Annotated in this window: 10 protein-coding genes; 2 read left to right on the top strand and 8 right to left on the bottom strand. The window is 57.9% G+C overall.

Annotated features, from left to right (window positions below; all coding sequences use genetic code 11):
• Positions 1–31: 31 nt before the first annotated feature.
• From OHL21_RS13210 to OHL21_RS13245, 8 genes are all read right to left on the bottom strand, one after another.
• Positions 32–1,213: a VWA domain-containing protein gene (locus OHL21_RS13210; protein WP_263417748.1), complete on the bottom strand. Its 1,182-nt coding sequence runs from the start codon at positions 1,211–1,213 to the stop codon at positions 32–34.
• Positions 1,214–1,278: 65 nt separating this feature from the next.
• Positions 1,279–3,924 (bottom strand): ABC transporter permease, encoded by a 2,646-nt coding sequence (locus OHL21_RS13215; RefSeq protein ID WP_263417749.1) that lies wholly within the window; start codon positions 3,922–3,924, stop codon positions 1,279–1,281.
• Between the two features lie 9 nt (positions 3,925–3,933).
• Complete coding sequence (locus OHL21_RS13220) at positions 3,934–4,284, bottom strand: PadR family transcriptional regulator (RefSeq protein ID WP_263417750.1); 351 nt, start codon at positions 4,282–4,284, stop codon at positions 3,934–3,936.
• Positions 4,285–4,401: 117 nt separating this feature from the next.
• On the bottom strand, positions 4,402–5,946 hold the full coding sequence (locus OHL21_RS13225) for a DUF5060 domain-containing protein (RefSeq protein ID WP_263417751.1): 1,545 nt from the start codon (positions 5,944–5,946) through the stop codon (positions 4,402–4,404).
• Positions 5,947–6,137: 191 nt separating this feature from the next.
• The gene (locus OHL21_RS13230; RefSeq protein ID WP_263417752.1) at positions 6,138–6,749 is read right to left on the bottom strand and encodes a response regulator transcription factor; all 612 of its coding nucleotides are present in this window, start codon (positions 6,747–6,749) and stop codon (positions 6,138–6,140) included.
• Complete coding sequence (locus OHL21_RS13235) at positions 6,746–7,915, bottom strand: sensor histidine kinase (protein WP_263417753.1); 1,170 nt, start codon at positions 7,913–7,915, stop codon at positions 6,746–6,748. The genes OHL21_RS13230 and OHL21_RS13235 overlap by 4 nt, the downstream gene beginning before the upstream one ends.
• Positions 7,899–8,669 (bottom strand): ABC transporter permease, encoded by a 771-nt coding sequence (locus OHL21_RS13240; RefSeq protein ID WP_263417754.1) that lies wholly within the window; start codon positions 8,667–8,669, stop codon positions 7,899–7,901. Before OHL21_RS13240 ends, OHL21_RS13235 begins: the two co-directional genes overlap by 17 nt.
• 2 nt (positions 8,670–8,671) lie before the next feature.
• Positions 8,672–9,592 (bottom strand): ABC transporter ATP-binding protein, encoded by a 921-nt coding sequence (locus tag OHL21_RS13245; protein ID WP_263417755.1) that lies wholly within the window; start codon positions 9,590–9,592, stop codon positions 8,672–8,674.
• Positions 9,593–9,785: 193 nt separating this feature from the next.
• Here OHL21_RS13245 and OHL21_RS13250 point away from each other — a divergent pair, with 193 nt between their 5' ends.
• Positions 9,786–12,428, top strand: a complete 2,643-nt coding sequence (locus tag OHL21_RS13250) for a TonB-dependent receptor (protein WP_263417756.1) — start codon at positions 9,786–9,788, stop codon at positions 12,426–12,428.
• A gap of 23 nt (positions 12,429–12,451) precedes the next feature.
• Entirely contained in the window at positions 12,452–13,564 is a 1,113-nt protein-coding gene (locus OHL21_RS13255; protein ID WP_263417757.1) for a hypothetical protein, read from the top strand.
• The last annotated feature ends 148 nt before the right edge of the window (positions 13,565–13,712 follow it).

Consider the following 13,712-nt stretch of genomic DNA (forward strand, 5'->3'; position numbering starts at 1 on the left):
TTCCCTGTTGCTGGGTATCCCGCAAGATGCTCTACCGCGAAGGCTCGCCGACATAATAGCCGTCGCGCGTCTGCACGAAGAGTTTGTTGTCCTTCGTAGTCAGATCGATCTGGTGGTAGCCGTCGCTGCCGGTCGCCTGGTCCGGGGTGAACTCGATGCGGTATTGGCTGCGGAGCTCGCGGGCGATCTCCTTATAGATCTCGTCGACCGGATGCTTCTTGCTGACCTCGAAGACCTGCCCCCCGGTCTCCTGGGTCATACGTTCCAATACCTTCTTGCCATCTCCGTTACGGTTCCCCGCTCCGCCACCTGGGCCTGGCCAGCTGCCGCGAGGTCCGCCGCCGAAGCCGCGCTGTCCGCGGCTCTCGTCACCCTTGTAGTAGATCGCATAAATGATGGTGTCGGAACGTTGCGCAGCTTCCAGGGAGCGCGCCAGCGTTACCTTACTGCCACGGTCCTCACCGTCAGTCAGCAGGATCAGCGCCTTGCGCCCGGTCTGCTTCTTCATCAGCTCATCGCTTCCCAGAAAGACAGCGTCGTACAGCACCGTTCCACCACCGCCGAAGCCGCCACGTCCACCCTGGCTGCCTCCCTGCCCGCCGCGACGGCCGCTGCGGCCGCCGCCATCGCCGGGAAACTGGAAGAAGCTCCGCGATCCCTGGCGGTCGTCGTCGGGCGGAGGCCCCCCATTTCGATCTCCAGGACCCCGATCTCCCGGCCCCCTATCGCCAGGACCGCTACCGCTTCCGGGCCGGTCGCCTTCGAGCTGCTTCAAGCCTTCCTGCAGCTTGCCCCGCTCATGCGTCAGATCGGCCAACAGGTCGGCCTTGTGACCGAACTGGATGACGAACGCGCGATCATCGTTCGAGGTGAGCATGTCGTCCAGGAATGCCGAACTTGCGCGCCGCTCATCGTCCAGCCGGCTGGCGACACTGCCGCTGACATCCACCAGAAGCCCCAACGTTAACGGCAGGTTGGCGTCATTGCTGAAATAACGAATCTCCTGGGGCTTGCCGTCGACCTTGAGGATGAAATCTTCTTTTTTCAGGGTCAGGATAAGCGCACCCTTCTTGTCATGCACCACCGTCGGTACATGGACAAGTTTCGCGCCAACGCCCTGAATCGGCTTAGGCGAGTCCTGGGCAATTAATACCTGCGCACACCACACACACGAAGAACTGAGGACGAGGGAAAGGAGCAGTCTGCGCGTCATGGCATCTTTCTTAGACGGTTGTGCGCAGAAGTGGAGTACCGTACCCGTCTTAGGCAGAGGAAGAGCTACTGATCCCGCAAGGTCTTCATAGGGTCAAGGCGCGCGGCTCGATAGGCAGGCATGCTGCTGGCCGCGATGCTGACCATTAAAAACAATGCCGCGGTCAGTGCAAACGTTATCGGGTCGATCGGCCGGATGTGGAACAACATTCCCTCCATTAAGCGGGTCAGCAAGGCGGAAACAGCCAGCCCAATCCCTACCCCGGCCAATGACAGCAGCAAACCTCGACGAACAATCATCCTCAGAACGTCAGCCCGTCGCGCCCCAAGCGCCATCCTTAAGCCGATTTCCAGAGTACGCAGTGTAACCATGTAGGAAAGCAACCCATACAATCCGATTGCCGCCAGAACTAACGCAACTCCCGCAAAACCGGTCAGCAGGAATGCTTGAAAACGCGGCTGTGCCGCTGATTTCGAGAGATAGTCCTCCATCGTAGAGACCTGGTAAACAGGCACATTCTTGTCAAGATCATGAATTACCGCATAGATAGTTCTCTCCATTGCAGCCGGATCTGTACTGGTGCGAACTACCAGATACGGATTCGTCACAACTGCCTGCGCGTAAGAAAGATAGAACTGCGGCTCGGCATCCGCGCTCAACGCTTTGGTTCTGATATCACCGACAATACCAACGACCTCACGAATGGGCTGCTCAAAGAAGCCGTCGCCGATGCGAACCTGGATGTGCTGACGGATGGGATTCTCTTGCGGAAAATATTTCCTCGCGAAGGCCTGATTAATGAGGATGGTTGGCGGCCCGGTAAGACCGTCCTGGGTGCCGAAGCTGCGTCCCGCGATGAGGGGAATCTGCATCGTCTCCAGGTAGCCAGGCATGATGACGCTCAATGCCCCACTCGGCTCGTCCCCCTTCGCCACCGGATGGCCTTGAATGTTGAACGAGATACTGGCTGAGTTGTGGCTCATCGGTAGCGGCCATCCTGCCGACACGGACTGAACGCCGGGGACTGCTGAGAGACGTGTGAGCAACTGCTGATAAAAAAGAACGTGCTGGTCGCGATTCAGCTTGTCAAACGAGATACCTACGCGGCCGGTAAGGACATGCCTCGAATTGAATCCGGGATCGACATTCAGAATGCGAAGGAAGCTACGCATCATCAGCCCCGAGGCAATCAGCAGCACCATTCCAATCGCCGTCTGAGAGATGACAAGCCCATTGTGGAGTCGATGTTGACCTCTACCACCGGCGACGCTGCGAGCTCCCTCGCGCAGAGCGTTGGCCGGAGCCCAACGTAATATGCGCCATGCCGGAAATACACCAAAGAGAAGTCCGGTAACCAGCGATAGGATGAGGACAAAGCCGAGCACGCCTGCATCGACCGTGGCTCCCTGCATGCGTGGAATTTCAACCGGCATGAGCTGAAGGAAGACTCTTACAAGACCGACAGCAAGCGCTACTCCGGCCGCGCCGCCACAGAGTGCAAGCACGATTGCCTCCATCAACAATTGCCGCAGGATAGCTGCGCGGCTTGCCCCAATGGCCGCGCGCAACGCAAACTCCGCACTACGACGTGAGCCGCGTGCAAGCAGCAGACCGGCAACGTTGGCGCAGACCAACAACAGAACCAGGACTACGGCCCCGAAGAGCATGCGCAATGCCGGCCTTGTATCTCCGGTCATGTGCTCAAGCTCCGGCTCAACCAGGGCAGAGCTGTATTGCTTATTGTTGTCTGGATACTGCCGGGCGAGATTGTCCGCGATCAAGCTGAGATCTGCTTTCACCTGATCGATGGTGACACCAGGTTTCACCCTGCCGATTACATCGAGGACGTCAAATCCGCGCTGTTCTGTCTTGGGATTTTTGCCTTCCGCATCCCCGGAAAGTGACCTCCAAAAAGCAGGCGTGGGATGTTCAAAGGGAAACTGAAATCCCTTCGGCATAACTCCCACCACCGTATAACTGCGGTCATCGATCTGGATGGTTCTGCCGACGATATCTCTCGCCGAACCGAACTCAGACTGCCAGAAGGAATAACTCAGCATGACAACATGATGGCCGGGTTTCTCATCTTCCCAATTGAAGTCTCTGCCCAGCATGGGAGCAACACCCAGCACATCAAAGAAGTTGGCGGAGACAGACTGAGCATCGAGATGCTGCGATGTACCGTCATGCTGAAACGTGACTCCACCGCCCAAATAGGAAGCCATTCCGCTCAGCGTGTGGTTCTGTACACGCCAGTCAAAGTAATCCGGATAGCTGAGCGACTCCGGCACAACTCCGGGCGCTGAATGGTCTTGCTGGCTAAGCCACACCAGCCGATCCGGTTCAGGAAATGGCAGTGGCCGCAACAGCACCGCATTCACAAGGCTGAAGATAGCTGCCGTCGCGCCTATACCCAGCGCCAGAATCAGAATAACGGTCGAAGCAAATCCAAAATTCTTCAGAATCTGCCGGAAGGCGAACTTCGTATCCGCGCATAGATTTTCTACCAGCGGCCACATCCAGGCTTCCCGTCCACGCTCCTCGATATGTGTCACGTTGCCGAACTCACGTTTTGCCGCACGCTCCGCCTCTTCACGGCTCATTCCATCCGCGATCAGAGCTTCGGTCTTCTCGTCGATGTGCTGCCGAATCTCTTCGGCGAGATCGTCGTAGATGCTTTTTCGAGTTAGTAGCTGTTTGATCCAGATCATGCGACGCTCCTATGATTCCAAGGGAGAAAGCACCCGTGTGATTCCTTCGAGCATTTGTTCAAAACTGGATACTTCCTGTTCGAGGTGCCTCTTGCCGGCCTGCGTAATGCGATACGTACGTACCTTGCGCTTAGAGGCAGAGATTTCCCACTCCGCCTTCACCAGACCTGCCTTGAGCAACCGCTGCAATGCAGGGTAGAGAGAACCCTCTTCCACTTGGAGAAGCTCATTGGACCTCTGCTTAATGTGCTGCACCAAGGCATAGCCATGCATCGGCTCATCCATCAGCGAGCGAAGAATCATCATCTCCAATGCGCCGCGAAACAGATCGCGTTGTTCTGTTTTCTTAAGATTCGCCATAGGCATATCTCAAACACCCCTAGAGTAAACAGGTATAAGACATAAATCAAGTGCGGTCTTAAAAAGAAAGAGCCTCTCTGTGAGAGAGAAGCTCTTTTGAAAATAGACCTTCTGCCCCTATATCCGTGTGAACCGGACTGCCATATAAGGCTTACCGGTCAGCTTCACCCGGCTCTTCCCGCTGAACTCTCCGGTTACCGGCGTTATGGTCATGGCCCAGGGGTCGATCAACTCCGCGCGGTATTTGTCCTTCTCCGGCAGAGGAAAGTCATAGTAGAGCGGCTCATGGAAGTCGAAGTAGAACAGGAATGCTTCGTCCTGATTCCGTTTCGCACTCGGATAGTACGGAGGCTCGATTTGGGTAAATCCGATCTGATTTCCACCGGCCGCAGCGGTCTCTTCCACGATCTTTCGCAGAAAGCCGATGCGGGCGGGACTTGTTCCCTTCAGCGTGCCGCCATGCGACCACCACAGCACAGCCTTATCGTTCTCAATATCTCCTTCAGTGACATAGGTCTCTCCGTGACCGGGATAGGCGCCAGCAACGATGCACAGCCAGAAGCGCCGCGTCATCTCCTCGCCTGAGAGGTTCCCCCAGCGCGAGTTGATATTGCCCTCATACATGCATTCATCGAAGATCACAGGCTTGCGCCACGACGAGCGCCAGCTTGCTGCTTTATCGAAGGCGTAGTCCTGCACACCGGCGTGGGTACACCAGACACGACTGTAGTCATATGGAGCCTTGCTGTAGTGGATCGACCGCAGATGACCATACGGATCGTTCTCAGTCACAATTTCCGCATAGCGGTCCCAGTCACCGGAGTTCTTTTTCTTCATCAGGTCGAACTCGTTGGCCAGTGACCACCACACGTTGCGATACGCCGCAAAGCGCGCAATCACATATCGCAGATAACGGTCGTCCACCTCTGCCGGCATCTCCTGGAAGCCCCAGTGATCGTATGGATGAAAGAGAATCAGGTCGGCCTCGATGTTCATCGCCCGCAGATCCAGAATGCGCTGCTCGATATGGCGGAAGTACTCCGGATTGAAGCGGGAGTAGTCGTTCGTCTCGCCCTGGCGCGGGAATGGGAAGCGCGGTGGGACTCCGTGGTTGTACTGGTACCACTTGGGGAAGATGCACATGCGCATCTTGTTGAATGGTCCTGTCTTCAGCGTTGCCAGCGTCTCCCGCTCGCGCTCTTCGGTCTGGTGCACCCAGGCATAACAGGTCGTTCCGAACGGATAGTACGGTGTGCCGTCGGCATAGCCGAAGTGAAAGGTGTCACGGACGCTTACCGGACCGTGATTGTTCCCGGCCGCAGGCCTCACCTCCAGGGAGCCTGTCTTGTCTTTCAGTCCGGGAGCATTGCTATCCGTGCTGTAGCTCCAGACTCCGACAGAGTCGGGCATGAAGCGCACCTTATAAACACCGTCACCATCGTAGAAGCCCTCAATGGTCATCTCGCGGCCGCCCTTGCGGAAGATGGCTCTCACCCAGACGTCCAGGAAGGGATTGCCTTCCTTCGGACCATTCAAAGTGACTTCAAAGACATCCCAGCGCTCGACCTTCGTTGCCGGTTGTACCGGTGCAGCTATACCGTTTGTCGATATCCCGGCAACCATGGCGGCGCCGCCGGCCTTCAGCATCTCTCTGCGATTCATGTCGAAGATTTTACTTGGATATGCATAAAGATGCATAGAGGATCAAGGATGAAAACGTTTGCGCAAAGGAAAATAGATGGACGAGAAGCAGATTTCTCCGCTCCCTTCGGGAGCTACGAAATGACAAAGAAAAAAGGCAGCCGAGGCTGCCTGCTAAAACCTGAAGTGTGTAGGAAGGCAAAAGTGGCTATCTACAGCCAGCCTTTAGAGCGCGCGAGGCGGGCTGCCTCGATGCGGTTGGAGACACCCAATTTCGCGATCGATTCCGATAGGTAGTTCCGCACTGTGCCTTCACTCAACCCCAACTCCCGCGCCACATCGGCAGTAGACATTCCGTCCCCGGCGCGCTGCAGAATCTGCCGCTCGCGGTCCGTCAGAGGATCGGGGTCCGCCGTCCATGCCTCAGCGGCCAGATCTGGATCCACGACCCGTAGACCGCGATGTACCCGGCGAATCGCTTCGGCCAGCTCGGCTGCGGGGCGGTCCTTTAATAGGTAACCCTGTGCTCCGGCATCGAGAGCGCGGCGCAGATAGCCGGGACGAGCGAAGGTAGTCAGAATCACCACACGCGTCTTCGGGAAGCGCTCTTTCACCTCCGCCGCCAACTCGAGACCGGTCATCTGCGGCATTTCAATATCAGTGACCAGCACCTGTGGCGGCTTCTTCGCCATAAGATCCAAAGCAACACGGCCATTACCGGCCGTGCCCGACACCGTGATGTCCGGCTCCGTGTTCAGCAAAGCCGCCAGAGCTCCCAGAACCATGCCCTGGTCTTCGACCAGCAGTACCTCAATCTTCATCATGCCGTAGCCGCACCCTGCGGCAGATCGATCGTCAGTTGAGTGCCAACCTCAGACTGGATCGACAACCGCCCACCCAGTGCTTCCACACGCTCCCGCATACCGCGCAACCCTGATCCCTCTTCCTTGATTCCGCCTTTGCCATTATCGGCGACCGTCACGTGCAGCCTTCCATCACGAAAGCGGAACTGCATCCAGACCTCAGTAGCCTCAGAGTGACGCATGATGTTGGTCACACTCTCCCGCACCGCCAGGCATAGTACCGTCTCTTCGGCGATGGGCAGTTCGTTCGGCAGACCATCGCAGACCAGCTTGACGCCGGCCGTCGCCAGGGCCTTACGTGCGCGGTCGATTTCGGCATTCAGCCCTTGCGAGCGATAGCCAAGTACTGCCTCGCGTACTTCGGCCAGTGCCTTACGCGAGGTCTGTTGAATCTCGGCAATCTCGGATGCCGCTGCATTGGGATCGCTGGTAATCAGTTTGCCGGCCAACTCGCTTTTCAAGGCAATCACCGTCAAGGTGTGCCCCAGAAGATCGTGCAGATCGCGGGCGATACGCTCCCGCTCGGCAACTGTCGCGAGATGTTCGATCTCTTCATTGGCAAGCTTCAGCCTTGCGTTGGCCCACTCCTGCTCCGCGTAGTACAGATTCGTTAGCGTGATGACCACGACGAAGAAGACTCCGACGCAAACCGCCCAGCGGCTCAGACCGAAGACCGCCATCTCCAGGAACATGCCGGAGACCTGTGCGCCCATCACGACCAATACTTTCCGCGGCCTCTTCAGCATGAACGGCAGCATCGCCACCGGATAGACGAATAATCCAGAGGCACTGGCGTTGAACGGCATGTACACATAGCCCACCGCAAACAGCACGGTATACGCGATCCACCGCGTGCGGCCCCTGGTCTCGGCTGCGACGATAAACGAGGCCAGGAAGATGGGGTATGCAATGGCCAACGCAAGCCAGGAGGCGCGTTTGTGGCTGAGAATTGGATCGATCAGGAAAAACAGGGTGTAGGTCAGCGAGATATAACGGAAGAAACGCCTCGCTTTACGCTCCTTCCATTTCTTTTCCCGAAGCGCCTGCTCCAGTCTTTCACTGTCGTTCTTCTCGTTGCAGTCGACCACCGCAGCCTCTCCTGACATCACCTTAACTCTTTGCGCCATTCCGCCGGAAGAGCACTATTGCGAGCCCCAGCATCAATACGGTAAATCCTGCGAGCGCAGCTATGTGGCCGGTCACCGAACCCTGGGTGCCAAACCCGATGCCGCCCAGTGCAATCTGCGCCAGATGATACGTCGGCCAGACCGGCGCAACCGTCTGCAGCCAGTGCGGCAGCACGGATATCGGCATCCACAAGCCGGAGCAGAAACTCATTGGCAGATAGATCAGGTTCAGAATGCCCGGCGCAGCCTGCGGAGGCACCACCATCGCCAGCATCAATCCCATGGAGGCAAACGGCAGCACCCCGCCAAGAATCGTCAGCGCCAGGTTGCGGATCTCCGCGCCTGTAATCACCACATGGCCCATCGTCAGACCAAGGGTCAGCAGCAGCCCGAAGATAATGGTCGCGAAGGCAAAGGCGGTCAGCAGCTTTGCCACCAGGTAGGCCGGAGCCGGCATAGGGCTGGCCTGTTTCACCTCCAGCCACCCCAGATTGCGCTCATTCGACAGCGTCACACTGATGCCAAAGAGCGAACAACCGACCAGACCGAAGATCGAATATGTCGCCATCAGGTACTTGCTCGCTGACAAAATTTCGTGTCCCCTGCTGTTGACCACACCGAAGAGCAGATAGAACATCACCGGAAAGCCGATGGTCGCCAGGGTAAAGGTGCGAGCCCGCAGCAGGCGCAGAAACTCGTACTTTGCCTCTTTGCGGTACAACGGAAAACGGGGTGCTACGGTCATCGTCGTCATTGCTACTCTCCTTTGGTCAATGCGAGGAAGGCATCTTCCAGTGCAGGGCTGCTGATCTCAAGGCTGTGGAGTCCCGTATCGAGCGCCAGCATCTGGCGCACAGCATCTTCGACCTCCGCGGAACGCACGATCGTGGTTCCGTGTTTCACCTCCACTGAGGTAACGCCGGGCAGGCGCCGCAATAGGTCTTCATCCAGCGAAGTGACGCACTTGATCGTCCGTCCCGAGACCCTCGACTTGATCTGCGCCGGTGTCCCCTCGGCAATCACCGCTCCCTTGTTGATCACCACAATGCGGCTCGCCAGGCTGTCGGCCTCTTCCAGATAGTGTGTTGTCAGCAGCACCGTCTTTCCGCGGGCAGCCAGATCGCGCACCTGCTGCCACAGTCCATGGCGTGATTCAATATCCATGCCCAGCGTGGGCTCATCGAGAAAAACCAGGTCAGGATCCCCACAGATCGCCAAGGCAAACAGCAGACGCTGCTTCTGGCCTCCACTTAGCTGGCTGAACAGGCGATCTTCAATGCCGGCGAGACCGGCAACGCGCACGACATGCTCAACGGACAGCGGAGCGGGATAGTAGCTGCGGAAGAGGTCGAGGTACTCCTTCACCTTCAGCGTCTCCGGAACGCGAGCTACCTGCAGCATTGCGCCGATGCGGGTCCGTGTCGCCGGGTCACGGGGATTTCCGCCGAAGACTCGAGCCTCACCGGCATCCGGACCAAGCAGCCCCAACAGCAATTTGATTGCGGTTGTCTTTCCCGCGCCGTTCGGCCCCAGCAGAGCAACCACCTCCCCGGCCGACAAGGAAAGCGATACCTCATCCAGGGCGCGATGCGCGCCGTAGCTCTTGGTCGCTCCTCGCAAGTAAGCCACCTCCACCGCCGGGGCAGACACCGCACTCTTCTCTTCGACTGCAACCATCGCTGCACCTCCCAGAGATCGTCTTCAAACTCCTCAAGCATCGCGTTGATACTCCGCCGGCAACAGTGCCGGATGTCATTCTTCGCGTATGACATTTGTCATGCTGACAAATGTCATGTTTTCCGCCTGACAACTCACACTGTTTTCCCCTTCCGCGCTCCGCGATGCTTGAGTTCGTCAAGGAGAAACCGCGATGCACTTCAAGCTTTCAGCTTTCTGCCTTCTGTTCGCTGGTACCCTCGCCGCGCAGCAATGCTCACCCGTCACGGGTACAGTACGTGATACTACCGGCGCGGTGATTCCGGATGCCACGTTGACAGTAGATGCCAATCCAGCGATCGTCTCCGACGCTCAGGGGCACTTCTCTTTAGGCTGCATCAGCGGGAAGCATACGCTGCTGGTCGAGGCCGTCAGTTTCGCACCACAGACGATCATTCTGCCGGGCGCCGCAACGCTGAATATCACGCTGAAGCCCGAGACCGTAACGACGGCGGTCGATGCGCAGATCGATGGCTCCGGCCTCGATACCAGCGCAAACGAAGCTGCCGGATCGCGCACCCTCAATCGCCAGGACCTCGCACAGATGGCTGACGATCCCGACGACCTGCAGCGTCAGCTGCAGGCGCTCGCCGCTGTCTCCGGCGGTGCTCCTGGAGCAGCGACCATCACGGTAGACGGCTTCCAGAACGGCAGCCGTATGCCTCCCAAGTCGTCTATCGCTTTCGTGCGTGTAAATCCCGACCTCTTTTCCGCGGAATACGAGCGTCCTCCTTATGAAGGCGGACGCATCGAGATCATCACCCGGCCTGGGCAGGACAAGTACCACGGCTCGCTCTTTCTCACGGACTCCGATACGCTGTTCAACGCACGCGATCCATTCGCTACCAGTCGCGCCGCCATCGGCAAACGCCGCTACGGCTTCGATCTCTCCGGCCCTCTGCTCTCTAAGAAGCGCGACTTCACGCTCTCTCTGGAAAAGCGCGACATCGACGACTTCGCCGTCGTCAATGCCGTGAGCCTCGATACCCTGGGCAACCAGCAGATCATCAATCAGAACGTCCCAACGCCACAGCGATTGTGGATTGCAAGTGCTCGCGTCGGTATGATGCTTTCGCCGAAGAACAATTTCACGCTCAGCTATACCGCCAACGTGAATTCGCTGCGGAATCTTGCCGTCGGTGGGACCGTGCTTCCGGAGGCCGGCTACGACAGTCAACAGGCCGAACATATTATCCGGGTCACCAATGTCACGACCATCTCTCCCCGCATCGTGCACGAGGCGCGTGCGAGCTTCATGTGGCGTAACCGCGATGACACGCCACACTCCACCGCTGCTGCCCTGCAGGTTTCGGGGGCCTTCACCGCAGGCGGATACACCGGTGGGTACTTCGCCAGCCACGAGAAGGTCACCGAGATCGATGACGACGTCCTGTTCAGCAGCAAGAAGCACGCGCTCAAGCTCGGCCTGCAGATGATCGACAACATCGAGCATCTCAATCAGCCCGACACCTTCAACGGGAGTTACGTCTTCAGCGGCGCTACTGTAGCAGGAAGCACGATTGGTGGCCTGGAGCAGTACCGCCGCGCGATGCTCGGGCTCGCCGGCGGCACTGCAACCACCTACACCGTTAACCAGGGCTCGCCTACTGTCGACTTCAACCAGCTTCGCCTTGTGCTCTTCGCGCAGGACCAGTGGAAGCTGACATCTCGCGTCCAGATCGCTCTTGGCATGCGCTATGCACTGCAGACCTCGCCTTCTACCTTCTCCAACCTCGGACCTCGCGCCGGCATTTCCTGGTCGGCAGACAAGAAGCAGAGGCTCATCTTGCGCGCACGTGCCGGTCTCTTCTTCTCCCCCATCGATACCAACACGACAGGAGTCACACTCCGGCTGAACGGTATCACCCAGCAGCAAAGCATCATCTACTTTGCCAACTACGGCGCGCCCTTCACGGGAGCTACGCCGATCCACACGCTTCGTAACTTTGCAGGCAGCGTGATGCAGACACCTTCCCTGCAGACGCACCTCGGCGCAGAGTACGAGTTACCCGGCCATTGGCATGTTCAGAGCAACCTCTACATTGTGCGTGCCTGGGACACCATGCGCTCGCGGAATGTAAATGCTCCGCTCAACAACCAGCCCACCGGACCTCGTCCCTCACTGGCCAACACCAACATCCTTGAGTATCAGCAGACCGGTCATTTGCACGGCAATGTCATGTTCGTTGGTGTGGATCAGCATAGCCTGCGCCGTTTCCAGATCTTCCTCGGCTATGTGCGTATGGATCTACGCGGCGACGCTGATGGCCCGAACACCTTCCAGCAATCAAACCTCAGCAAAGCCGGCGAGCTGGCACGTCCTACATGGACAAATACACACCGCATCATCAGCATCAGCCAGGTCAATCTGCCGAAGAAGTTCACGGTCAGCAATGTCTTCAACGCGACCTCGGGTGCGCCGCTCAATCTCACCACCGGCCTCGACGCCAACGGTGATGGCATCTTCAATGAGCGCCCGCAGTACGCCACCTCGACTGCGAATGCATACCAGACGCCCTTCGGCCTGCTGACCGCTGCGGGTGGAACCGGAGTCTTCCCGCGCAACGCCGCTACTCTCCCATGGTCGGTACAGCTCGATACCAACCTCAGCCGCAGCTTTGCGCTCTCGAAGAAAGACTCCGCTCGCACCATCACCTTCAATGCGCGTGCGGCCAACCTGCTGAACCACACGAACGTAACCGCAGTCGGAAGTGTTCTTGGCTCGCCGCTCTTCCTCAAGCCCTACGCTTCAGATGCCGGACGTCGCATTGAACTCGGCTTCCGCTACAACTTCTAACAATCTTTGCAAGGAGACCTCTCATGAATCGCATCGCATCTCTGATCATCTCCGCCATTGTCGCCGCAATCCCCGCCATGACCGTCGTGCATGCACAGCAGGCAGCTATCGCTCCTCCGATCTCTGGCCTGATGATCAGCTATCGTTACTGGCCCGAACAGTTCGTGCAGTGGACTGGTCCGGAGGTTCCCTACACCATGGTTGAGCTTGACTACGACGAGAACAACGGTAAGCCGCTCTATGACTTCATCGTGACCAGCCGTACGAGCGGCAAGCGCATCCACTTCGCCAATCAGCCCCAGCTTGTAGCGATCGCCAAAGCGCAGGATGGTGAGGCGTATCTCACACAGATTGAGTTCACAAAGCCTGACAGCGAGGTGAACGGTGCAACCTTCGATCTTCGTCTTCGCCTCAATGACGGTACACCGGTCGAGTGGCGCTTCATTCAGGGCTCAGATGTCCTGCAGCAGGGTGGCGGTCTCACCGCTGTCGCCGAAGCCAAGTTACCTGTCTTTCCTTATCGGGAAGAATCCGCTGTCGCCGGTGAAGGTTCCGCCATTGTCGTTGGTGACAAAACCTCCGTCGCTGAGATGTGGAAGGAGATCTCCAGGCCTCCCTACTTCGTAGCCTGGCATGGAGCTTTGACGCATTCGGCCACGACGGCCGTGCTCGCGGCCGGCAACGAGAGCTTCAATATCGCCTCAGCTCCCAGCGAACTGAAACAGGGCGCTGCCTGGCAACTCACACAGGAGAGCGGCCGCTCCATCACCCTCAAGATTGAAAAGGCTGCAGCTCCGCACTACACCATCTCGGTCGAGAACAATCCGATGGTGAAACAGACCATGGAGGCTACCTATGACGGAACCAACTGGGCCATTGAGAAGATCCGTTACGCTCCAATTCGTGCCGAAGATCACGGTTTGACGCTACAGTTCACCCCTGCCTTTGGCCAGACGGAGATCTCGACCGTCGACCTCATCATCGGGAAGAAGACGAAGATCGCGACCGCCACTCTCAGCGGCACTCCGGTGAAGTACCAGCTCGCCATGAAATCTCCTGAATGGGCCAAGGGTAAGACTCTGACCGGCGCGAACAGTATTACTCCGGAGAGCGTTACGCTCGCAGTTCATCCTTAGTGTCCAGTCGCCTGAAGTTCACGACATAAATCATTAAGAGTTGTTGCTGAAGCGCCGAAAAGCAGGTCCTTCACGAATCACCCCATACACTGGGCGCTCCATCCATCGTATCGGGGTGCCCGGCGAACTTGGTTCGCTGGGGTGAATC

Origin of the sequence: Terriglobus albidus, assembly GCF_025685425.1 — a bacterium.
Classification (GTDB): domain Bacteria; phylum Acidobacteriota; class Terriglobia; order Terriglobales; family Acidobacteriaceae; genus Terriglobus; species Terriglobus albidus.